Below are 22961 nucleotides of genomic sequence, written 5' to 3' on the forward strand. Positions count from 1 at the left end.
AAGCAGGCAAGGGCAGCCCATTGAAAGCGCCCTCACTGCGACGACTTCGGCTCCGTCTCGACCACCTTGACCGCGAACTTGCCGTCGAGAATCGCCTTCTCCCTGGCCTTGACCTTGCCCATCACGTCGCCCGGCACCTTGCCCTCGAAGGTGCCCAGCGGCGCCAGCTCGGCGCCCTTGAACTTCATCAGGGAGTAAGGGCCGTAGTCCTCGTTCTTGAACTGGCCGGACTTGACCTTTGCGAGCGCCGCGCCCACCGTGGGCTCCATGTTCCACAGCGCCGAAGCCACCACGGTGGCAGGATACTGCGGCTGGGTGTTGATGACGTTGCCGATGGCCAGCTTGCCTTTTTCCTTGGCGGCGTCCGAGACGCCGAAGCGTTCGGCGTAGAGCACGTCCGCGCCCTTGTCGATCATGGCGAAGGCGGCTTCCTTGGCCTTGGGCGGGTCGAACCACGAACCGATGAAGCTGACCGTGAACTTCACCTTGGGATTGACCTCGCGCGCGCCTTCCATGAAGGCATGCATCAGCCGGTTCACTTCGGGGATGGCGTAGCCGCCGACCATGCCGATATGGTTGGTCTTGGTCATGCCGCCCGCGATCATGCCGGTGAGGTAGGAAGGCTCCTGGATATAGTTGTCGAACACCGAGAAATTGGGCGCCTGCGGCTTGCCGGAGGAACCCATCAGGAAGGCGATCTTCGGGTAGTCCTTGGCCACCTTGCGCGCCGCCGCTTCCACGGCGAACGACTCGCCCAGGATCAGCGCCGAGCCCTGCTCGGCATACTGGCGCAGCACGCGTTCATAGTCGGCGTTGGAGACGCTCTCCGAGAACACGTAGTCGATCTCGCCGCGCGCCTTGGCCTCGTTGAGCGCCTTGTGGATGCGCGACACCCACTGCTGCTCCACAGGCACGGTGTAGACCGCCGCGACTTTCACCTTGGCCTGCGCCATGGCTGGCTGCATGCCGGCGAGCGTGCCTGCGCCGGCCATGGCCGCCGCGAACTTCAACCAGGTCCTGCGCTTGCCCTCAAACCTCATGGCTTTCTCCCCTTGTTGACAACTTCATGGCCAGGCCGGCCGGTTCCAGCCCGCAACCGCGCAGCAGCAGCCGCACCAGGTGGTCGGTGGCCTGTTCGAAATCGCGCTGGCCCAGGTGGCTCACCCCGAGCACGGCGCATACCTGCGACTCAAAATCGGCATAGGTCTGGGTCGCGGCCCAGATCGTGAAGAACAGGTGCCAAGGGTCCACGCTGGCCATTTCGCCGCGCGCGATCCATTCCTTGATCACGCTCGCCTTGCGCGTCACCAGCGCGCGCAGCGCGCCGCTGAGCACGTCACGGATCTCCGGCGCGCCATGCAGCAGCTCATTGGCAAACACGCGCGAGGCATCGGGGTGGCTGGCGGACAGCCGCATCTTGGCGCGGATGTACTGCTCCAGCGCCACCTGCGGGCGCTGCCCGGCGGCGATGATGTCGGTTTCCGAAAGCCACAGCGCCAGCGTATGCGCCAGCACCGCGCGGTACAGGGCCTGCTTGGTGCGGAAGTAGTAGTGGAGGTTGGACTTCGGCACGCCGGCCTGCGTGGCAATCTCGGCCATGGTGGCGCCGGCAAAGCCGGCACGCGCAAACACGTATTCGGCGGCGCGCAGGATCAGCGCCTCGTTCTCCTGGCGAATGCGCCCGCCCGCCGCTTCCTGCTGTGGCGGGAAGCATGGCGGCGGCGCCGTGGCCGGCGCGCCCATCAGCGCGTGCCGTAGAGCCTGTCGCCGGCGTCGCCCAGGCCGGGAACGATGTAGCCGTGCTCGTTGAGCTCCTCGTCGATCGCCGCCGTGACGATGGCCACGTCGGGATGCGCCGCCTGCAACGCGCGCAAACCCGGGCGCGAGGCGATCAGGCACACGTACTTGAGCGTGCTCACGCCCGCCTCCTTGAGACGGTTGAGCGCGGCGATGGCGGAGTTGCCGGTGGCCAGCATCGGGTCGACCACGATCACCAGCCGCTCGCGGATATCCTCCGGCATCTTGAAGTAGTACTCGATCGGCTCCAGCGTCTCCGGATCGCGGTACAGGCCGATATGGCCCACGCGCGCGGCCGGCAGCAGGTCCAGCATGCCGTCAAGGAAACCGTTGCCGGCCCGCAGGATGGACACCAGGCACAGCTTCTTGCCCGACAGCACCGGCGACTCCATCGGCGCGATCGGGGTCTTGATGGCGATGGTCTCCATCGCCAGGTCGCGCGTGGCTTCGTAGGTCAGCAACTGGCTGATCTCGCGGACCAGCCGGCGGAAATTGTCCGTGGTGGTGTCTTCGCTGCGGACCAGCGTGACCTTGTGCTGCACAAGCGGATGGTCCACCACCATCACCGATGGCGTGACAGGCGGTACAGCGGAAAGATCGGTCATGTTGCGCTCCTCGGGAGGCGAATCGCAAAGGGGTACCGCCGCGCGCCCCCTGGAGGGCGCGCGGCGCGCAGGCTAGAACACCGTGCCGTCGCTGTCGATGGCGAAAGGCGGCGGGCCGCCGGGCCTGCGCTTGGCGGCAATGCGGCGCCCCGCCGCCCAGGTGCCGCCTTCGAGCACGCGCGCCAGCGGAAAATCGGCGGCTGACAGCCCGAGCGCCTCGCGCACCGAGGCGGCCACCAGGTCCAGGCCGGTGACCGTGAGCGCGCGCCATTCCACGATGACCGGCTCGTCCACCGTGTGCGTCACCGAGGCGAAGGCCGGGTCGCGCGGCACCATCAGCTCGAAATCGAACAGCAGGCCGCCGTTGCGGTATTCGGGCAGGCCGGTGAGCGCTTCCAGCCCGGTGACGGTCAGCCCGGCGTCCTCCAGCGGTTCGAGCAACGAGTACGTCAGCCACTGCGTGAGCTTGTGGAACGGCACCAGGCCGTCGGCGCAGGCCGGGTGATGCCAGCAGTCGCCCAGCGAGACGCCCTCCAGCATGACGCGCCCCGGCCATACCGGACCCAGCGCCACCAGCAGCGTGCTCAGCACGAAGCCGGCCTCGATGTGACCGTCGACGGCACTCGCCTTGAGGTAGTCGTACAGGTTGCCAAGTCGCGCCGGCGTGCCGAACACGGCCGGCGTGGCCTGCGCCACCTCGCCGAGCCGGCGCAGCAGCCCGGCCCGGCCTTCCAGGCCGACCAGCGGATTGTGCTGCGCCACCTGGAACGCGGTGGCGATGGAAGAGGCGTCGATACGCATCAGGCGTTCGGCATCGGCGCGCAACGGCTGGCCGGGTTGGGCGGAGAATCCGCCGCGCGCGAACAGGTCGAAGCTCGCCACGCCCAGGCCTTCCGAGCGGGTCAGCGAGAGATCGCTGGCCGGGTCGCGATAGCGCCAGTCCGGGCCCGCGCCCGCATCCAGCAGCACGCTCGGGATCACCAGGTCGATGCCGATGCGGGCGCGCTCCTCGCGATCGGCCTCGCCGGACAGCCCGCCGCGCTCGCACAGGATCTGCCAGCGGTCCAGTTTCTCGCCCGCGCCGCTCTCGAAATGGCGCCAGCGGCTGTGATAAGGCACGTTCAGGTCCGGATAGCGCTGGCGGATAGTGGCCGCCACGTAGTCCGCCACCGCGGCGATGCGGTCCGGGTGCCAGGTAAACAGTTCGGAGGCGCCCGCCGCCACGTGCTCGGTGACGGTGGCGCAGTGCGCGCGCACCGCCTGCCCGGTCAGCAGCGCCGCGGCCGGATGCCCGGCGGGCACCGGGCTGGCCCAGCCGCCGCCGTCGCTGGCGGGTTGGGTGAAGGCATCGGACGGGCCGCCCGGCACGCCCGCTTCAGGTGTCTGGTTCATTCGTTCAGTCCTCTACCCTTTGCCAGTGCAAGTTCTTCCGCATCCGGCGGGGTATAGCTCGTGAAGTAGCCAGCCGCTACCTTGGCGTCGATTTCCACGCGGGCGTCGGCCGGAATCAGCGCATCGGGGATCGCCACCTGCTCGACCACCTCGATACCCTGGGCGGTCAGCGCCCCGTGCTTCATATTGCTCATCGAGGCCCAGCGGTCGATGCGCTTGATGCCGAGCCAGTGGAAAACGTCGGGCATGAGTTCCTGGAAACGCATGTCCTGCACGCCGGCCACGCATTCCGTGCGCGCGAAATAGGTCTCGGCGCGGTCGCCGCCGACCTGGCGCTTGCGAGCGTTGTAGACCAGGAACTTGGTGACTTCGCCCAGCGCGCGGCCTTCCTTGCGGTTGTAGACCACCAGGCCCACTCCGCCCTGTTGCGCCATCTCGATGCACACCTCGATGCCATGCGCCAGATAGGGCCGGCAAGTGCAGATATCGGAGCCGAACACGTCGGAGCCGTTGCATTCGTCGTGCACACGGCAGGCCACCTTGGTCTCGGGCTTGCCGAGCTGGCTGACATCGCCGAAGAAGTACAACGTCATGCCGCCGATGGGCGGCAGGAACACCTTGAGGTCCGCCCGCGTCACCAGTTCGGGGAACATGCCGCTGGTCTGCTCGAACAAGGCACGGCGCAGCGCGCTTTCCTTGATATCGAAGCGCCGCGCCAGGCCCGGCAGGTACCAGACCGGGTCGATCGCGGCCTTGGTCACGCGCACGTCGCCGTTGGCGTGGAGGATCCGGCCGTCCGGCACCAGGCGCCCTGCCGCGATGGCGCCCGCCAGTTCGGGCATATTGATATGGGCGCGGGTAACGGCAATCGAGGGCCGGATATCGATGCCCGCCGCGATCCGGTCTGCAAAGGCGGTGGAGACCAGGTGGCCCCAGGGATCCATGGAAACGATCTTGTCCGGGTCGGCCCACTGTGGATGCGGGCCGATGGGTTCGGCCGGCGCGGTATCGGTCAGGTCAGCCCGGTGATCGCGCTGCAGCCGGCCCGAGGCGACCGCCAGTGCGCGATACACCGCATAGGCGCCCGAGTGGGTGCCGATCACGTTGCGCTGGTCGGGATTGGTCAGGCTGGCGATCACGGGACCGCGCTCCGCGGCGCTGGCGGCCCCCCAGTGAATGGGCTCCGCCGGCTTGTCGCGGCGTGCGTGCGAGGTCAGGACGATATGATCGGACATGGCAGCCTCGGAACAGGAATCCTGACCAAACGGTCAGGTTTACAGTTTCATAGTAGGCAACCTTCATGCCATATCCCAATGCTCGTTTTTACCCTGTGTTGCGCGGCCAACAATGCCGCACCTTGACCAGGCGCACCGCAGCCGTGCGGTGGCATGCCCGCACGCTGCCGGATCGCGGTGCACAGGCACCAAGTGAAAGCGGCGCCAGGCTGTTCAGGCCTGGCGCCGCAGTTGGCATGCGTCTGCTTGCGATGCGCCGGAAAACCGGCGGGCCGCTCAGGTCGACTGCTGCCGCCCGGCAGGCTGGCGCCGCGGCGCTTCGGCGCGGGCCGGCCACACCGCCTGGCGCAGGGCCCGCAGCGGCGTCCCGCTCTCCACATAACGGTAGAACAGCGCGCCGGCCGCGTTGCTCAGCACCCACGCGGCAACCATGCCAAGTGCATTGAGCACGGGCTGGTGCGGCGCAAGATGGGATACCACGGCGTTGACTACCAGGCACACCGGGAAGTGCACCAGGAAAACCGAGTAGGAAATGCGGCCGAAGAACGCCAGCACATTGGCGCGCGGCCAGTGCTCCAGCCAGCCGCCACGACGCGCCATGCCCAGCAGCAAGGCCACCGCAAGGGCCACTGCGATACGCAGGCGGAAGTCCACGATCAGCGCGGCCAGCACCGCCGCGCCCAGCACCATCAGCGCCACCGGCGAACGCTCCGGCTCGGACGCCCAGAACGCCAGCGTACCCATGCCATAGGCGCCGAAGAAATAGATCGCCCACACATCCCACGCGGCATCACGGTTGAACCAGAACAGCGACGCCAGCGCCAGCCCCGCCACCAGTGGCATGCCGAACACGGCGCCCTCCACGTCGAACCACCTTGCGCACCGGCGCGCCAGCCACAGCGCCGCGATCAGCAAGGCAAACAGCTGCAGGTCGATGGCGACGTACCAGACGCCGGCCGATAGCGCATCGAAATCCAGCACGTTATGCAGCAGCAGCACATGCGCCAGGAACTGGTGCAGGCCCGGCGCGCCGGGAATCGAATCGTGATGCATCCAGGTGCGCGCGATGGCTGCACCGGCAATGGCGATGAGGATGGCCGCGGTATAAGGCACCACCAGTTTCTGGTAGCGCCGCCAGATCGCAAGCAAGGGATGCGGCACCATCAGATGACCGCCGGGCGCCAGGCTGCGCGCCGCGAGGAATCCGCTGATGACAAGGAAGGCCTGTACGGCAATGCGCGCGTATTGGGAGAACCAGTCGAGCAGATCGGGCGCCAGCACGTGGGCCACGTCGGACATCGGGCCGTAGAAGGCAAGATGGTGCAGCACGATCAGTTGCGAGCTGATCGCCTTGAGTGCGTCAACGCACGCCATGCGCGAAGGACGGGGGCTCATTGTTATAAGAATGCTACAAAGTACACAAGAGCGTGATTCTACTCCTATGCGGCCAAGGCGATCCGCGGCGGCGCCAGATAGTTATCAATACGGCACTTATTCGGCTATTTACGCATGTAATATGTCGTTAAGAACACATTTTCTCTCAGGCGCGCCGGCCCGAGACCCAGAAAAGCAAGGCCGCCGCCAGTAGCGACACCCAGTAATCCGTCGGCGCGCCGGCCAGCCAGTGGATATGCCAGGGCACGAATTCTGGCGCGAAGCGCGCCACGCCATACGCCGGATTGAGCACGAACCAGAGAAAATCCTCGGTGATCCAGAACACCATGATGCAGGCGATCACACGGGCTTCCGCCCGCCAGTTCCAGCGACCGGCAAACAGCAGCGGGAAATGGAAGAACAGGGCCACGCAGGGAAATACCCAGGCGTGATAGCCGGTCATCGGGCGACCGCCCCAGAAGATATCCAGCAGCCAGTGATGCTCGATGCGCCAGGTGGGCAGGTTGGCGGCCCAGCCGGCAGCGCCTTCGATCTGGATCTCGACATTGGCAAAGAAGTACGCCAGCAGCAAGGTCCAGCCGATGATCAGCAGCAGCACCAGCGGGTGCCGCGACGGAAATGCCTGCGCATGCCGCTGCGGGCCAGACAGGTTCAGGGAGCGCATCAGCCTGCCTCCGCCGGCAGCGGCGCGCGGTCTTGCCGGCCAGGCAATTGCGCCAGCACGGTCTGCAGCACGCGCCGGGCCGCCGCAGGCTGGCCCAGCGAGCGAGCCCGCTCCCGCATCGCGTCCAGCCGGGCCGGTTCGGCCAGCAGCAGGCGCACACGGTATTCGAGCGAGACCAGGTCCACGGCCTTGAGCGCAGCGCCCTGCTCCAGCAGATAGTCCGCGTTGCGCTCCTCCTGTCCCGGGATCGGCGCATTGACGACCATCGGCACGCCCATGGCCAGGCATTCGGAGGTGGTCAGCCCGCCGGGCTTGGTGATGACGAGGTCAGAGCAGGCCATCAGCCGTTCCACCTCATTGGTGAATCCGAATGGAAACAGCCGGCCGGGATGCGCGCCCGCCAGCGTCCTGAGGCGATTCAATGCGGCCTCGTTGCGCCCGGCCAGCACGATCAACTGGAAATCGTCGCCCAGCCGCATCAGCGCGTCGGCGGCTTCGTCCAGGCCGCCGAGGCCGGCGCCGCCCCCCATCAGCATGATGGTGCGCCGCGCCGGGTCCAGGCCAAAATGCGCGGCGCAAGCGTGCCGGTCCTGCGGCTGGGTGAAGGCCGGCACCACCGGGATACCGGTGGTATGGATGCGCCCCGCCTCGATGCGGCTGGCCCGCATGCGAAAGGCGATTTCCTCGCTGGCGGCGAAGTAGCCCGTCATATGGGGAATCACCCACATGCCATGCAGGTCGAAATCGGTCACCTGCACCCACACCGGCACGGCCAGTCGCTGGCGGCGCACTTCATGCATCAGGATCTCGGCCGGCAGGAAGTGCGTGCAGACGATGGCGTCCGGCGCGAATTCGTCGATCGCCCGGCGCAGCGCGCGCGTGCTGAGGCGCTCCGCGGCCCGCCGCAGTTTCTGCATGGGCGCGGCGGGATCGGCCTCCGAGGTATGCTGGTACAGCATGCCCCACAAGGCCGGATAGCTGTTGACCAGCTTGATGTAGAGGTCCGTGTAGAGCTTGCGGAAGGTGGCGGGCACGTACGCCATCACATCGAGATGCAGGGTCCGCACCTCGGGGAATTCGGCCTGCGCCGTCAGCCTCAGGGCCTCGGCGGCACGCATGTGCCCGGCGCCGGCGGAAACGCTGAGGAACAGGATTTTCTTCTGCGGCCTGGTCGCGTCGGTCAGATCGGTCAGCTCGGTCAGATCGGTCACATGGCTCCTCGGGTCACTTCATGACAAATGACTTGATCAGGGTCAGCTCGCCGGGCTTGCGCATCGGCACGCGGAATACCTGCTGCTTTTCGCTGGGCGTGTTCTCGTCGGTGATCACCGCCACCTGGGCCACGGTGATGGCTTCGGGCCCCGCACCGCTGCCGTAGTAGTTCACGTAGACGAGATAGGTGCCGGGCGGCGGCGCGGCGATCGAATAGATCTCGGGACCATAGCCGGTGGTCACGTCGACGTCGAGCGCCCCGCCGTTGCCGGCGACGCGATTTGCGTAGAAGGTGTGCTGGCCGTCCGGCGCAACCACATGGAGGTCCAGGTCGGTGGCATCGCTATCCCAGGACAGCACCACGCGCAAGCGCGGCCGGGTCCGGCCCTGGTAGCCGTCGTAGAACTGCACGCGCTTGCTGGCGCCCTGCGCGCTGCGCATCTCCACGCTGTTGCTGCCTGCGGAAAACGCATATGGCCGCGAGAAGCGGCCGTCCTCCTCCACCCGCTGCGGCATGGCGACACCGTTGATCACCAGCGTGGCGACCGAGCCGTCGCCGCGCCGGCCACGTCCGCGCGCAGCGGGCGCGGCGCCCTCGGCACCGCCGCCAGGCTGCGCTTTCGGCGCCGAACGGATACGCCCCGCGATCATGGCGCTGGCGGCCTGGCCCGCCGGCGTGGACACCGACACGGCGGGATAGTGGACCTCCTGCGTGTAATTGGCAGTGTCACCCGCCGAATTGCGCCATCCGTTGCGTGGCGTGGTGAACTCGATGGCATCGTCGGCATGCGCGGCGCCCGCCAGCAGCAAGGCCGGCAGGATCAGTCTGGCTAAAGCGAAATTCGGCTTGCGATGCATATCCACATTCCCTGCCCCTGGCGGGCATTATCTGCTTCCTGGCTTTCGCCCTTGGAGGACGCCGGTCAGAAGCGCACCGATTTCATCAGCGTCAGTTCGCCCAGCTTGCGCAGCGGCACCACCAGGGTCTCGCGCTTCTCGTTGAGCGTGTTCTCGTTGTAGATCAGCGTGAGCCTGGCGGTGATCAGGTCGCGCGCGTTTGCGCCAGCCTGGAAGTTGTAGCCGGCGGCGTCGAAATTGCCCCAATAGTTCACGTAGAAAAGCCACACGCCCGGGCGCGGCGCGGCGCTGGAGAAGATCTCGGGGCCGGCTCCGTCCACGCTGTCCACGTCGAGGCCCCCGCCCGCGGGCAGCAGCGGGCTGGCCCAGAAGGCATGACCGCCGTCCGGCGAGATCACATGCAGGTCGACCTCGGCCTTGGGATCGTCCCAGGTCAGCACGGCGCGCAGCCTGGCCTGGACCTTGGTGGCGTCGGCCTCGTAGAACTGCAGGCGCTGGCGCGAGGCGCCGTCGGCGGAAATGATCTCGACGCTGTTGGAGCCGCGCCCGAACGCCCATGGCCGGGCAAAGCGACCCTGCTCGTCGGCATAGAGCGGCATTGCGTTGCCGTTGACCACCAGCGTGGGCGGCTTGCGGCCTTCCTTGCCGGCCCGGTGCAGGCGGCCTTCGATCAGCGTGCGGTATTTCTGCGCGCCGCGGTCCACCGGCGGCTTGGGATAGGCCGCGGTGTAGCGTTCCAGCTCGCTGGACAGGCCGCTGTGGCGCCAGCCGCCGGCCGGGCCTTCGAGCTCGGCGACCGGCCCGGCCGTGCCCGCCAACGGTGCCACGGCCCAGGCGAGCGCCAGCGCGGCAGGTGACCAGCGGTGCGGGGAGAAAAAGGTGCGGTTCATGACGGATTTTCCGTGCGCACCAGCTTGCGCGCGAGGCCTTCGACGAATTGCTCGTCCTGCCCGCGCGGATGGCGCGCGAACGCGAGGTGCAGGTATTCGTGTGCCAGCGCGATGCGGTCGTCCTCGCTGGCAAGCCGGTGGATATAGAGCCGGTTGCGGCGCGCATCGGCATAGGGCCGGCCTTCGCGGACCTCGCAGACCGCCGGCAGCGGCGGCGCTTCATAGCCCGGCTCGGCACCCAGCCGGCGCTGCCATTGCGGCGCGCGCTGGGCCAGCCATTGCCGCGCATTGGCGATCGCCAGGCAATCGCCGGCGACCGGGCTCTGGAACGAGGTCAGCGTGGCCTGCGGCCACCAGCGCGCCAGAATGGTATCGAAGGCTTGGCCCTGGCCCGCCGCGCGCCTGGCCTCGGTCCACGCCATGCGGCCCGGGCCGCCGGCATCGTGGTGATAGCGTACGGCCACGCCGGACAGCACCAGCCCGTCGGTCTGGTCGGCCGCGCGCCGCGCCGCGGCGGTGGGTGTGCGCGGCAGCACGCGCTGCGTGCGGCTGCTGTCGGCGATACGGAAGCAGCCTTGCTCGCGCGCGGCCTGCTGAACCAGGTAGCTGCGCACGGCCACGGCCAGCGCGCGGGCGGCCTCCGGCTCGGCCGTATCGCCCTCGCGCTCCACCACGCGCGCCACGTAGTCATTGAGTCCAAAGCGCCCGACCACGCGGGGCGCTGCACCCGCGGCGCGCACCAGGCTGAGCTCGCCGCGGCTGTCCACGCGCAGGCTGTTGCCGTTGGCGAACTCGGCGCGGAAGGTGCCATTGAGCGGGCCATCGGGCACAGCCTTGCGTTCCGGCCCCGCGCCGAGCAGCTCGCGCAGCGCATGGCGCTCGAACATGTCGACCAGCACGCAGGCGCCGTCGTCCGGCACCGGCACGGTGGCCAGCAGCGGCTGCAACAGCGGCGCGGCACGCCGCAGCACATTGGCGCTGGCACCCTGCCCGCCGAGCCACGCCGGGCTGCCGTCGGCCAGCCAGCCCGCGGCACCGCCAATGGAGGCGCCGGGCCGCACCGGGTCCGGCATGGTCCAGGTCTTGGCGCGCAGCAGGCTGCCGTAGCTGGCCAGCGTGCCCTCGCCGCGCCCCACCGTCAGCACGGAGACGAGCGTGGCCGAAGCGGCCTGCCGCGCGGCGGGCGGCACCGCGTGCAGCGCAGCCAGCAGCTCGGCCACCGGCACCACGCGCCCAGGCTGCATCGCCCGCATGTCCTGCAGCCAGGCCGGCGCGCCGGCATCCTTCCAGAAGCGGCGCCAGTCGGCACCCGACAAACCCAGGCGCAGCGGCTCGAAATAGCGCCCGCACGACTGCACCAGCGCATGCTCGCGGTCGATGCTCTGGCCTGCCGTGCAGCAATAGACTTCTTCCGGGTCGCCGCCGCGGCAGGTGTAGTCGTCGCCCGCCTTGTCGCGGCCGACCAGGTAGCTGTAGACGAAGAGCTTCCACACGCTGCCCAGCGGCGTCTGCAGGCCGGGGGGCAGTGGCGCCGGCATGGCACCCGATGTGGCGCCGCCGAGCCGGTACAGCTGGGCCTCGGTGCCGGCAAGCCGCGCGAAATGCAGCGGCTGCGCACCGTCCGCCGCCGCAAGCGCCAGCGCGGACGCCGCCCAGCACAGGGCGGCGAGCACGGTTGCGCAACGCCCCAGGCAGCGCGCTGCCATGCCCGGAGTCAGGCCGGTGCGCATGCCCGCCTCACTCCACCGTCAAGGGGAAGGCCGCGCTCTTGCCGTCGCCCTGCAGGGCCTTGGCATCCGGCTGGTACATGCGGAAGTAGCGCACCGGTGGCAGGCTGAACCTGCCGGGCAGCGAGAAGCGCACCAGCTGGCGCAGCACCACGGGACGCTCCAGCGCAACCACCGGCTGGTGGTAAGACAGCATGCCCGTTTCGTAGGTGACGGCACGCTGGAACGGCTGCAGGCCGGTGGTCTTGTTGTCCGGGTCCGGCAGGCCCTCGATACGCAGCCCCCAGGTGGTGCCCTCGACTTCGCCGCCAGGCGGCAGCGGCGCCTCGACCAGGCCGTAGCGGTAGACGCCCTGGCGTGGGCTCAGCACGATCTCGTCGACATAGAGCGTATTGCTGTCAAGCTTGTCCCCCGGCTTGACCGCCCTGGCCGTGAAGGTCAGGCCCGCCGTGCCGGCGGCGGCCGGATCGGGCGCCTTGTCGGCCTTGGCGGCGGAGTCGCTGGTGGGGACCAGGCGATAGAGCTTGCGCTCGATGCCAATCGGCAGGCGCGCCGCTTCCTGCGCGCGGCTGCGGTACGACACCACGGCATTGGTGTTGTAGGACTGCGCCGCGGCCTCCATGTTCGGCGGCGCGCTAAAGGTCAGCGATTCCGGCAACTGGGCGCCGGTCCAGCGCCATTCCGGCAGGCCGAGCTGGCCGCGCGCCGCCTTCCAGCTGCCCTGCGGCGTGCGTTGCCCCGCATCGGCCTCCCCGGGCAGGCCGCGGCCGAGCCCGCCGCCAAGCGCCTTGTTGAGCCAGACCAGCGTCACCGCGCGGTCGATGGTCGGGCTGGCGGCGCCGGCGCGCGACAGCAGCGCCTGCACATCCGAAGCGGCGGCACCCTTGCCGGACATCAGCAGCAGACTCTGCACCAGTGGCGAAGGATCGGCGGCAAGCGCCTGGCGCGCGGCGTCGGCCGCGCCCGCCAGCCCCTCCGGCATGGGCTGCCCGATCTGCTTGTAGAGCTGCGCGGCGAGCACGGTGGCTACGCGGCGGCCCTGCGCCGAATCCGGCGCGGCGAATACCAGGCTGTCGCCAGCGGCCACGGCGGCGCCCGCATCGCTGCCGGGCCGGCCCAGCTCGGCGGCCACGCCACTGAGCTGCGTCGCCACCGGCAAGCCCATCTCGTTGATGAACCACAGCGCCAGCGTACGGTGCAGCAGCGGCTCCTTCATGGCCTGCTTGTAGGCCTCCAGCGTGCGCTTCCAGTGATCTGGCGGCAGGCTGATGCCGACCGCGCGCGTGGCCAGCCAGTCGGCGTAGTACGCGTAGGCGGTCAGCAGCGCGCTGTTGCCCAGGGTATCGCCCCACCAGCCGAACTGGCCGTTGACGCCGGCCAGCAGCGCCAGGCGCTGGCGCTGGGTGCGCAACAGCGCATCCAGGCCCTGGGTGTCGCCGCCGGTGCTGGCGCCGCTGGCGGCGAGACTGCGTTGCGCCAGCGCCAGCGGAATCAGGCGGCTGGCGGTCTGCTCGGTGCAGCCGTAGGGATAGGCCAGCAGGTCGTCGGCCACGCGCGCGAAGTGGCTGGCGGCGCTGTCGACGAAACGCAGGCGCACGTCCTGCGCGTCGGCCGGCAGCTTGAGCACGGCACTGGCGCCCGCCAGCGGCAGCGTCAGCTCGCGCTGCGACAGCCAGCCGGTGGGCTCCACGGCCAGCGCGGCCTGCAGACGGTCCACGGTCTTGCCCTGGAGCTTGATCTCGGCGTTGACCACGCCGCTCTGCAGCGCGCCCTGGGCCACGGGCAGGCGCACGTAGTTGGCACCGCGCTTGAGCGTGACGCTCTGGTTGACATTGAGTCCGGCGCCCATCACCACCAGGTCGGCGGCGACGTCCTGCTCGCCCTGGTTGAAAGCGACCATGTCGATGCGCGGCGCGTCCTCGGCGCGATAGCGCTGCGGCCCCGTCCACTTGAGGTAGAGGCTCTTGTCCGAGCGGATGCTGGCGGTGCGCTGGCCGACCATGCCGTCGCTGGCCATGGCGCGCACGGTGATGCGCCAGCGGGTCAGGGAGTCAGGCATGGTGAAGCTCATGCGCGCGCGCCCGTCCGCGCCGGTACGCAGGTTTGCCTCCCAGGCGGCCGTGTCCTTGTCGTCGCGGCGCGGGCGCTCCAGCACCTTCACCCCGCGCTCGTTATAGCGGCCCCGCTCCGGGCCGCCGGCGCCCGGCTGGCCCGAGGTGGCCAGGTCGTAGCCGATGAAGTTCAGGCTCGAGGTGGTACGCACGCTGTTGCGCCGCGGATGGTAGAAGAAGTCCACGATGCTCGGGGCGATCTCGGGCTGCAGCACGTAGACCATCTCGTCGACCACGCTGACCGTCAGGTTGGCCGGCACCGGCTTGCCGTTGAAGGCGCTGCCCAGGTCCAGCGTGACGGTGTCGCCGGGCGCGTAGACCGCCTTGTCGCTCTTCACCGCCAGCTCGATGGCCGGCTGCAGCACGGCGATGCCGGCGTTCTGGAACACGTAGTCGCCGTCCTTCACGTACAGCACGGAGAACGTCATGTTCGGGCTGAAATCGTTGCCGACCTTGATGCGGGCGCGCCACTGCTTGTCCGTGATCTTCTCCAGCGAGAGCCAGTCGCCGCCCTTCGACAGCAGCCCGCGGCGCTCGACGCGGTCGCGCTCCAGCGTGAGCAGCGCGTCTTCCACCGCCAGCGGGAACGTCACCAGCGCTTCGGCGGTATCGCCGATGCGGTAGCGGTCGCGGTCGAACACGATCTCGATATTGCCGGGCACGGTCTGCAGGCCATCGCCCGCCACCCAGTGGCTGGCCGCGGCCAGCAGGTTGCCGGCGCCGTCCTTGACGGACAGCGTGTACGAGCCCGGCTGGTCGAACCTGACCGGAAAGGACACGGCACCAATGGCGCCCGCATCCAGCCTGCCTTCGGTGCGCGTGCGCGATTCCAGCCGCACCAGCTCCCACCTGGCGGGCGCGCGGGCCGGGGCCTGCGCGGTGGCGTCCAGCGCCTGCAGCCAGAAGGTCACGCTCTGGCCGGCGTTGGTGAAATTGGCCGGCGCGGTCAGCTTGTAGGGCGTGGCGCCGCGCGCGATCAACAGTTCGCGCGTGACCTTGACGCGGTAGGCCGCGCCGTCGTTGGCGAATACCGTGACCACGTAGCGGCTCGGGTCCTTGGCCGCCGGCAGCGCGAGTGCGGCGTTGCCGCTGCCGTCGGTGGTCAGTTCCTGCTGCTCCAGCTTGAGCGGGAACAGCCCGGCGTATTGCAGCTCGCCTTCCACCATGGTGACCTGCTGCGCGCGCAGGCTGACGGACAACCTGGCGTCCTTGACGGGCTTGCCATCCGGGTAGCGCAGCTCGATCTTGCCCTTGACGGCCTCGCCGGTGGCGTAGTCCGCCTTGTCCAGCGCGAGGTTCACGTCGAAGTGCGGCTTGATGTATTCGGCCACGCGGAAGGCGCCGCCGTAGGTATTGCCGCCATAGTCGAAGCGCAGCGTGTAGCCGCCCGCCAGCGCGTTGGCCGGCAGCGTGAAGCGCGCGTCGGCGCCGTTGTCCGCATTCAGCGCGGTGCCGAGCGCGGCCAGCGGTGCGCCATTGGGATCCAGCACGTCGAGCCTGATGTCGCCGGCGGCGGCGGGCGCCGACTCGGTGGCGCTGCGGAAATTGCGGCCGATGAACTTGACGCGCACCTCATCGCCCGGGCGGTACAGCGGCCGGTCGGTGAAGGCGTACAGCTTGGTGTTGTAGATCTCGCTGTCGTAGTAGAAATTTTCCGAGATAAAGGCGCCGCCGGCCGGGTCCACGCCCAGCAGGTAGCTGCGCTCGGGGCTGGTGTGGGCCAGTTCTGCCGCGCCATCGGCGCCGGTGCTGGCGCTCTGCAGCACGCCCAGGCCGTCGGTCCAGGCCAGGCTGGCGCCCGCTACCGGCCGCCCGCTCTTGCGGTTCGCGGCCCACGCCAGCATGCCGTTGGCAGTGCTCTTGGTGATGGCCACGGTATCGGAGACGAACAGCAGCGTGTGCGCGCGGTAGGTGCCGATGATGCCCTCGACGATATACAGCCCCGGCCTGAGCTTGCCCAGCGGCACCATCACATTGCCGGCGTCGCGCGGCAGGAATTCGCTGCTGCTGCCTTCGAGCTTCACGTCCCTGGGCGGTGCGATCTCCCTGGCGTCCCAGATCGGATAGCGGAAGCGCTCCACCAGGTCGTAGCCCTTGAGTGGCTCGTACTGCGGGTTGTTCTCGAAACGGGTGGGCTGGGCAATCTGGTCCCCCATGCTGAATTGCGGCGCATCCTCCACCGCCTTGCTGCGTGCGGCGAGCGACAACACGCGCTGCCAGGCGCGGCGCGCCTGCTTGTACCAGCTATCCCACAGGTAGGACAGCGTATTGGCCAGCCCTTCGCCACGGTAGCTGGCCTTGACGTCGATGCGATGCAGGTTCTTCTGTCCCTTGAGGAAGGCGACCGGATCGGCCACCCGGTAGACCAGGATGTCCGCGCCGCCGTATCGCTGCAGCTCGCTCTTGTACTCGCGCCCCGGCGCTTCGAGGCGCACCTGCGCGGTCTGGTCGCTGCCGAAGCTGGCGTCCGACAACAGGAAGAAGGGCTGGCCCTGGAACGCGGCGTAGCCGCTGGACGGCACCGTGTCGAGCGTGGCGCCTGGCCGCTGGTCGGCGCCGGCAGCGTGGGTCCAGGCCAGCAGTGCAAGCGCCAGCAGCATGCGGGTGGTCACGGAACGCAGAAGCGCGCGGGCGCGCATCATGACGACAGGCATCGTCTTTACCTCGACAAAAAGGCGAAACGGAATACGCCGATGAAATTGGGGTTGCCGTCGTGCGGCTGCCAGCGCGAATCGTTCCATTGCATCAGGCGGGAAAGGGAGACGGCGCGCAGGCCGTTATCGCTACGGGTCACGGTGCCGGTGTGATAGGCCAGGTACTGACCCATCCAGATCATCAGGTGCTGTTCGTCGCCCTGGTCGTAGAAGAGCAGGTCGCCGGGCTGCGCCAGGTTGACGTTGCGCGCGACAAAGCGGCTATTGCCCTGCACCAGCGCCAGGGCCGACGCATAGGCGCCGGTGCTGCCGTCGGCGCGGGTCCAGCGCTGGCCGAGCGTGCGCTGGGCCGGGCTCAGGCTGAGCTCTGGCGGCAACTGGCGGGCCGCCGCGCCGCCCTGCATGCCGTTGGCGCGCAGCCAGCGTGCGTCGTGCACGCGCAGCGCCTCGCCCACGGCAAAGCGGACCAGGCCGACGCAGTCGCGCTGGTACCAGCGCGGAGTCGGGCCCTGCCGCAATTGCTCGCCGACGATGCGCACGAACCAGGCCCGGAACGCCGTGGTCTGGGCCGGGTCGAGCTGGCCGCCCTCGGGCGCGGCGGCTTCAAGCCCCGACAATGCCAGCGCACGGCCCGGGCCGGCCAGCGGCAGGCATGCCGCGGCCAGCGCCGCCAGCATCCCGCGACGGCCTCGGCGCAGGACCGTCACTGCGTGGCCTCTTGGCTGCCTTGCGTCTGCAGGAGCGCCGCGCTGGCCGGTGCGGCCGCCAGCACGCCGTGCGGTGCGCCGGACTGCTGCCATGTCACGGACACCCAGCCCCGGCCCGAAGGCAGGTTGCCCGGCAGCACCAGCGACATCGCCGGATAAGCGCCGAGGGCTTTGAGCTTGGGGAACAGATGCGCGCGCGCTGCGTTCAGGAACAGGGCTTCCTGGTCGGCGGGCAGCGCCCTGGTGGCTTCGCGCCGCACCAGCAGCGCCAGCGTGGACGGCGTGAAGCTCAGCACCGTGCGGGCCTGCCGGTCGCGCGGCATGGTGTCGGCCACCGCCGGGAAGCGCTTGCCCTGCACCGCCAGCGCGTCGTCGACGAGCGTGGCGTCGGGCGAGAACAGCACGGTATTGCCGGCCAGCGCCAGCGTCACGGGAAAATAAGCGCCGGCGGACAGCTGGGCCGCGAACGGCGCGCCCTTGGCCTCGCGCGTGCCATACGGCGAGCTGACTGGCCGCGACCACAGCTCGGCGTCGCCTGCGCCCTTGCGCCCCTGCACCGGCAGGCGCGCGTAGGTGCCCTTGTCGCCGCCGGCCGCGGGCTCGTAGGCACCGATTACCTGCTCGAACAGACCGGCCAGCAACGGGCGCAGCGCGGACGCAGCCTCGGCCGACTTCAGGCGCGCCATGAACAGGGGCGCGACCAGAGCCGACTTGCCATACCAGCAAACTGCGGCCGGGCCTTCGAACGCCTGGCCGACCTGGGCGGCAAGCTCGTCCTTGCCGCCGCTGACCTTCTGCAGCATCTTGCCGGCTGCCTGCCAGTCGACCGGCAGGGTGGCACAGGCAGCCGGATCCGCGGGCAAGGCCTGCCAGAGCGCGGCGGCATTCCACTTGCCGGGCAGGCGCGCGCCATCGACCAGCACGGCGCCTTGCCATTCCGTGCTGCCCGCGGCGGCCTTGGGATCGGCACCGGCGAAGTCGAAGCGCAACGCCTCGATGCCGGGGAAGAAGGCCTGGTAGCCGAAGGACAGATAGTTCGCGCCGACCACCACGCGGTGGCCCCTGGGCGCGCCCTTGACGGGTTCGAGCGCGAACGCCTGCAGCGGGGCCTCGCGGGCGGCGGCATCGTCGGACAGCCATGCCGCCACCGCTTTGGCGCGCGCGCCGATCGGCTTGCCTTCGGCATCGAGCAGCATGCCCGCCTCGGACAGCACCACCAGGCGCTCGCCCTTGCCCGCGATCAGCAAGCTGCGCGCGGGGCCGATGCGCAAGGCGTAGAGCGGCGTGCCGTCGATCTCGCCGGCGCGGGTGAGCTGGGTATCCGCCGGCGCAATGGTGCCGAGCGTCTGCAGCACCTTGGCCAGCCCGTTGCGCTCCATGGCCAGCGCCCAGTAGCGCAGCGTGCCGTCGGCGCCGCGCCAGGCCATCAGCCTGCCGGGCTCGTCGAAAACCCGCCTGAGCAGGGCGTCGGACCAGTCGAGGTCATGCTCGAAGGCAATGCGGCGCAAGGCGCCGGCGGCCGAGAGACGGCCTTCATTGTCTTCGTAGTAGTTCACGAAGTCCTCGGTGAGGACGTCGCGCAGCAGTGGCACGCGCAGCATGTCTTTCGGCAGGCTGGACAGACTTTCGCTGTCGACCAGCGCGTCCGGGCGGCCGAAATCCAGCTCGATCTGCCGCGGCTGCCCTTTCCAGGCCTTGCCGAACGGGTGCCAGACAAGCTGCACGGCCACGCCCGCGGCAAGCGCCATCGCGGCCACGCCGAGCCCGATTTTCCTGCGCGACATTCTCATGTTTCCCCACCGTCGTGATCACCGCACGTCACTGATGCAGCGAACCCGGTAGCGTACCGCGCACATCGATCCGCCCGCAAGCCGGCCGCTGTGAAATTTTGTGATACCAGCACTGCGCCTTTGCCGGGGCCCGTCGCTCGCCGTCCGGATATCTGGCAGGGTATTTACTTATGACGAAGATGTACTTTGTGCGCCACGGCACCCGGCGTACGCTTGCCGCTTTTGAAAGTCTCGCATCATGCTGTCGTTTGCCTCATTCAAAAGCGTTGGCGCGGCACGCGCCTCGCGCCTGCTCGTTGGCTTCGTTCTTGCCGCCGCCGGTGCGCTGGCGGCCGTCGCCCCCCATGCCGCCCTGGCCCAGAGCCCGGTGCTCGACAAGATCCGCAGCACGGGCACCATCGTCCTGGGCTACCGCGAATCGGCACTGCCCTTCTCGTTCGCCGATGACAAGGGCGAGCCGGCAGGCTACGCCGTGGACCTGTGCCTGCGCGCCGCCGAAGCCGCCCGCGTCAAGCTGGGCCTGAAGGCCATCAAGATCCGCTGGATGCCGCTCACGCCGCAAAACCGCATCCCTGCCGTGGTCAACGGCCTGGTCGACCTGGATTGCGCGCCCAACACGAACTCGCTGGAACGCCAGAAGCAAGTGGCCTTCAGCGTCTCGCACTACATTTCCACCGTGCGCATGCTGGTGCGCGCGGATTCGGGCATCCAGTCCTTCGAGGATCTGCGCGGCAAGAACGTGGTGACGAGCGCCGGCTCCACCGGCGACCGCCATGTGCGCCGCCTGAAGGCCCAGTATGGCTTTCACGACATCTATGCCAAGGACCACGGCGAGTCCTTCCTGCTGCTCGAATCCGGGCGCGCCCAGGCTTTCGTGATGGACGACGTGCTGCTTGCCGGCCTGCGCGCCCGCGCCAAGGATCCGTCGCAGTTCGTGATCGTGGGCCCGGCGCTGTCGACCGAACAGAACGCCCTGATGATGTCGCGCGCCGATTCGCAGTGGAAGGAACTGGTGGACCAGACCCTGGCCTCGGTCTTCGCCGGGCCGCAGGTCCTCGCGCTGCAGAAGCAATGGTTCCAGCAGCCGATCGGGACACGCAACATCAACCTGGCGCTGGCGCCCAGCGCGCAGGTACGTGACGCCTGGAAGCATCCTTCGGACGTGGCGACCGAGTAAGCCCGCACGCGTTGCGCTGTAACAAGAAACCCCGTCGACCGAGAGGTCCGCGGGGTTTTTGCGCCTTATTATTCACTTATCTGATTCACACAATGTCGGATGTAGCGCATCATCAACATGCGTGACAACTGTCAAGCAAGTCCCGCGGATCGCCGCAATAGCGGCTTTCCATAGGCCGGCATAAACCGTGTTCCCGGCAATACACCCCAAGTTGACAAGCGCAGGAAATGTTGGCGACACTGGGACTGAGCGGATAAACGGTTGGGGGGCTGCCAGGCTTGCGCAAGGTGATTCTCCCCAAGGCAGTTTTTCGCGTATTCGAACCGCCGCAAGGCGGCATTTTTCAGGAGAAACCATGAACAAGTTCGTCGCGACAGCCATCGCGCTTTGTATCGGCGCCGTTTCCGTGGCTGCCCAGGCCCAGACCGGCGGGAAGAAGTTCGACCCGTATAGCCAGGGCGCCAAGTCGGGCGAGAAATTCGACCCGTACACCCAGGGCGCCAAGTCGGGCGACAAGTTCGACCCGTACACCCAGGGCGCGAACAAGAGCACTCGCGCGGACCTGACCGGCGACGCATCGGCACCGGCTGCCAAGAAGTCGCACAAGAAGAGCAGCAAGAAGAGCAAGAAGCCCGCTTCGGCCGCCGCCGCCGGCTGATCGACAGGATCGGCACGGTACGGCAAAGAGCCCGCCATCCGGCGGGCTCTTTTCATTCCGGCACGGCACGGACACGAACGCTCAGGGCGCGCCCAGCTCCAGCGCCGTCACCTCGATGCGCTCGACCTTTTCCGGCCGGTTGTCTGCCTTGTCCTGCTTGTTGCGCTGGCGGACCTCGGTACGCAGGACAAAGGCCTCCGCCGGGCAATACCAGTCCGTGACGTACAGGACGGCGGGCTCCACCTGCACCACCTCCTCGCCCACCATCAGCGGGCCGAGCGACGTCCGTTTCTCGTAGGTGATGGGCATGCATTCCTTGCGGCCCATCACGGTATCGATCATCTGGCGCTTGCCGACATGGCGGGTACCGACGTTGATCGACGCGTACAGCGCGCGCATGCTGCCGATGACGTCATCCCCGCCGAGCGGATAGATCTGCAGCGACACGCTGGATTCGAACATCTCGCCATCGATCGTGCCGCCCTCGCGGACATCCGTCCCCGCGTAGTTGAACACGCCCTGCCCCCGGAATGCCGCCTCGCCATACATGCGGGCATAGCGTCCCTGCGCGTTGATCACGGCATGCTCGCTCTCGATGCTGGCACTGGCGGTACTGGTGCGGCGCTCTATATTGACCATATGGACCTGGTCCATGATGACCGGCGGCCCCATCAGGGCGGACAGCGCCGACTTGGAGCGCACTTCGAGCTGGGCCCGGCAGCCGGCGTCGTTCCTGGTGGTGTGGCGCAGCGTCATGGTGATCGACGTGGGCATGTCGCCGTCGCCTTCCATCTGCACCCGCGCGCCTGAGCGGAACCAGGGCGCATCGCACAGGACCGCCGCCGAGCGCGCCACGGCTTCCATTGGAACCTGTGCCGCGACCTGGCTGGCCGCAGCCGCAGCCGTGGCCGTGGCTGTAGCCGTAGCCGTAGCCGTAGCCGTAGCCTGGGCGAGCGCGGGCCCGCCGTGCGCCAGCAGCATCGCCGCCAACGCGGAAGCCCCGGCCAATTGCGCCTTTATGCTCACATGAATCCTGTCTAGAATGAGTTCACGCCCCCGCTGGTTCCGGCAAGGCACCTGCGCGCCGGGGCAGGCAGGCGTCGCCGCCCGCTCTGGTTAGAAATTAGCGCTTTTTCGCTGGCTTGTCTTGTCGGTCTTCGTCCGTGCAGGCCAGTGCTCGCCCGGGCCAGCTTGCAGCTTGTCAGGGAGGTATCCATGCTTCACTACTACGCCAAGCTCTGGTGGGTCGTCGGCCTGCGTGGCATTTTCGCTGTGCTGTTCGGCATTTGCGCGTTCTTCGCGCCCATAGCCACCCTGGCCGCGCTGGTGCTGGTGTTTGGCGCCTTCGCGGCCGCCGATGGCGTGACCGCCCTGGCGATGGCCATCTCCGGCAGCCAGCGCGAGGCCAGCGACCGCGGCATCCTTGCACTGCAAGGCTTGCTTGGCCTCGGCGTGGGCCTGCTGACCTGGTTCAGCCCGGTGGTCACGGCATTCTCGCTCCTGCTCTATATCGCAGCCTGGACGCTGGCCACCGGCGTGCTGCAGATCGTGGCCGCCATCCGCTTGCGCAAGGACATTCCCAATGAATGGTGGCTGGTGCTGGCCGGCCTGGTGAGCATCGTGTTCGCTTTCCTGTTGCTATGGCAGCCGCTGGCCGGCGCGCTGGCGCTGTTGTGGATGATCGGGGCCTGGGCGCTGGTTTGCGGCATCCTCCTGATCGGTGCCGCCCTGCGCCTGCGCAGCGCCCGCAATATGCCGACTGCGCCGCTTCCGGGCTGACATGCCGCTTGTCCGGGTGACGCTTCGGCTTGCCTGCCCGCCCGAGCGGCGGCGGGTGCGGGCTGTCGTGCTAACATTGCGCGCCGCGCCACATTGAGGGCGCGGTTTGCCGTTTGCCAATCCAGCCCAGGCGGCCGGCGCTGGCAAGCGCTTTGGCCTTGTTGTCCACCAAAGCGACGGCTGCTGCGTTGTGATGTGTTCCCTGCATGCGAGCCGCCCCCGAAACAGATAAATCGGGCTGGCCATTGGCACGCGATGCACGGGCGCACCCACGGCCGAAACCGGCGTTCCGGCGGCACGGCAAGGCACC

Annotated in this window: 18 protein-coding genes; 3 read left to right on the forward strand and 15 right to left on the reverse strand. The window is 68.5% G+C overall.

Annotated elements, in window-relative coordinates:
• Positions 1 to 32: 32 nt before the first annotated feature.
• The 14 genes from AB4Z48_RS19585 to AB4Z48_RS19650 all read right to left on the reverse strand — a co-directional run bounded on the left by AB4Z48_RS19585 (position 33) and on the right by AB4Z48_RS19650 (position 19037).
• A complete protein-coding gene (locus AB4Z48_RS19585; RefSeq protein WP_441616915.1) occupies positions 33 to 1040 on the reverse strand; it encodes a BMP family protein in 1008 nt (335 codons plus the stop codon).
• Entirely contained in the window at positions 1030 to 1743 is a 714-nt protein-coding gene (locus AB4Z48_RS19590; protein WP_441616917.1) for a TetR/AcrR family transcriptional regulator, read from the reverse strand. Before AB4Z48_RS19590 ends, AB4Z48_RS19585 begins: the two co-directional genes overlap by 11 nt.
• Entirely contained in the window at positions 1743 to 2402 is a 660-nt protein-coding gene (gene upp / locus AB4Z48_RS19595; protein ID WP_441616919.1) for a uracil phosphoribosyltransferase, read from the reverse strand. Before upp ends, AB4Z48_RS19590 begins: the two co-directional genes overlap by 1 nt.
• Positions 2403 to 2474: 72 nt before the next feature.
• Positions 2475 to 3794 (reverse strand): URC4/urg3 family protein, encoded by a 1320-nt coding sequence (locus AB4Z48_RS19600; RefSeq protein WP_441616921.1) that lies wholly within the window; start codon positions 3792 to 3794, stop codon positions 2475 to 2477.
• A complete protein-coding gene (locus AB4Z48_RS19605) occupies positions 3791 to 5029 on the reverse strand; it encodes a GTP cyclohydrolase II (protein WP_441616923.1) in 1239 nt (412 codons plus the stop codon). Before AB4Z48_RS19605 ends, AB4Z48_RS19600 begins: the two co-directional genes overlap by 4 nt.
• A 276-nt stretch (positions 5030 to 5305) precedes the next feature.
• Complete coding sequence (locus AB4Z48_RS19610; protein WP_441616925.1) at positions 5306 to 6424, reverse strand: acyltransferase family protein; 1119 nt, start codon at positions 6422 to 6424, stop codon at positions 5306 to 5308.
• A 145-nt stretch (positions 6425 to 6569) separates the two neighbouring features.
• Positions 6570 to 7088, reverse strand: a complete 519-nt coding sequence (locus AB4Z48_RS19615; RefSeq protein WP_441616927.1) for a hypothetical protein — start codon at positions 7086 to 7088, stop codon at positions 6570 to 6572.
• On the reverse strand, positions 7088 to 8206 hold the full coding sequence (locus AB4Z48_RS19620; RefSeq protein ID WP_441617102.1) for an MGDG synthase family glycosyltransferase: 1119 nt from the start codon (positions 8204 to 8206) through the stop codon (positions 7088 to 7090). Before AB4Z48_RS19620 ends, AB4Z48_RS19615 begins: the two co-directional genes overlap by 1 nt.
• Before the next feature lie 106 nt (positions 8207 to 8312).
• Positions 8313 to 9158, reverse strand: a complete 846-nt coding sequence (locus tag AB4Z48_RS19625; RefSeq protein WP_441616928.1) for a YfaP family protein — start codon at positions 9156 to 9158, stop codon at positions 8313 to 8315.
• A gap of 65 nt (positions 9159 to 9223) precedes the next feature.
• Positions 9224 to 10048, reverse strand: coding sequence for a YfaP family protein (locus tag AB4Z48_RS19630; RefSeq protein WP_441616929.1), 825 nt, complete (start codon positions 10046 to 10048; stop codon positions 9224 to 9226).
• Entirely contained in the window at positions 10045 to 11754 is a 1710-nt protein-coding gene (locus AB4Z48_RS19635) for a DUF2300 domain-containing protein (RefSeq protein WP_441617104.1), read from the reverse strand. Before AB4Z48_RS19635 ends, AB4Z48_RS19630 begins: the two co-directional genes overlap by 4 nt.
• Before the next feature lie 31 nt (positions 11755 to 11785).
• Complete coding sequence (locus AB4Z48_RS19640; RefSeq protein ID WP_441617106.1) at positions 11786 to 16525, reverse strand: alpha-2-macroglobulin family protein; 4740 nt, start codon at positions 16523 to 16525, stop codon at positions 11786 to 11788.
• A gap of 20 nt (positions 16526 to 16545) precedes the next feature.
• The gene (locus AB4Z48_RS19645; protein WP_441617108.1) at positions 16546 to 17217 is read right to left on the reverse strand and encodes a DUF1175 domain-containing protein; all 672 of its coding nucleotides are present in this window, start codon (positions 17215 to 17217) and stop codon (positions 16546 to 16548) included.
• A gap of 26 nt (positions 17218 to 17243) precedes the next feature.
• Positions 17244 to 19037: a DUF2138 domain-containing protein gene (locus tag AB4Z48_RS19650; RefSeq protein WP_441616931.1), complete on the reverse strand. Its 1794-nt coding sequence runs from the start codon at positions 19035 to 19037 to the stop codon at positions 17244 to 17246.
• Between the two features lie 238 nt (positions 19038 to 19275).
• Here AB4Z48_RS19650 and AB4Z48_RS19655 point away from each other — a divergent pair, with 238 nt between their 5' ends.
• Both AB4Z48_RS19655 and AB4Z48_RS19660 read left to right on the forward strand, forming a co-directional pair.
• Entirely contained in the window at positions 19276 to 20214 is a 939-nt protein-coding gene (locus AB4Z48_RS19655; RefSeq protein WP_441616933.1) for an amino acid ABC transporter substrate-binding protein, read from the forward strand.
• A 355-nt stretch (positions 20215 to 20569) separates the two neighbouring features.
• On the forward strand, positions 20570 to 20872 hold the full coding sequence (locus AB4Z48_RS19660; RefSeq protein ID WP_441616935.1) for an amino acid ABC transporter permease: 303 nt from the start codon (positions 20570 to 20572) through the stop codon (positions 20870 to 20872).
• Between the two features lie 81 nt (positions 20873 to 20953).
• Here AB4Z48_RS19660 and AB4Z48_RS19665 read toward each other — a convergent pair whose 3' ends face one another.
• The gene (locus AB4Z48_RS19665) at positions 20954 to 21853 is read right to left on the reverse strand and encodes a hypothetical protein (RefSeq protein WP_441617110.1); all 900 of its coding nucleotides are present in this window, start codon (positions 21851 to 21853) and stop codon (positions 20954 to 20956) included.
• A gap of 234 nt (positions 21854 to 22087) precedes the next feature.
• Here AB4Z48_RS19665 and AB4Z48_RS19670 point away from each other — a divergent pair, with 234 nt between their 5' ends.
• Complete coding sequence (locus AB4Z48_RS19670) at positions 22088 to 22651, forward strand: HdeD family acid-resistance protein (protein ID WP_441616937.1); 564 nt, start codon at positions 22088 to 22090, stop codon at positions 22649 to 22651.
• Positions 22652 to 22961 lie beyond the last annotated feature (310 nt).

The organism is Cupriavidus sp. 2TAF22, from assembly GCF_052115045.1.
GTDB lineage: Bacteria > Pseudomonadota > Gammaproteobacteria > Burkholderiales > Burkholderiaceae > Cupriavidus.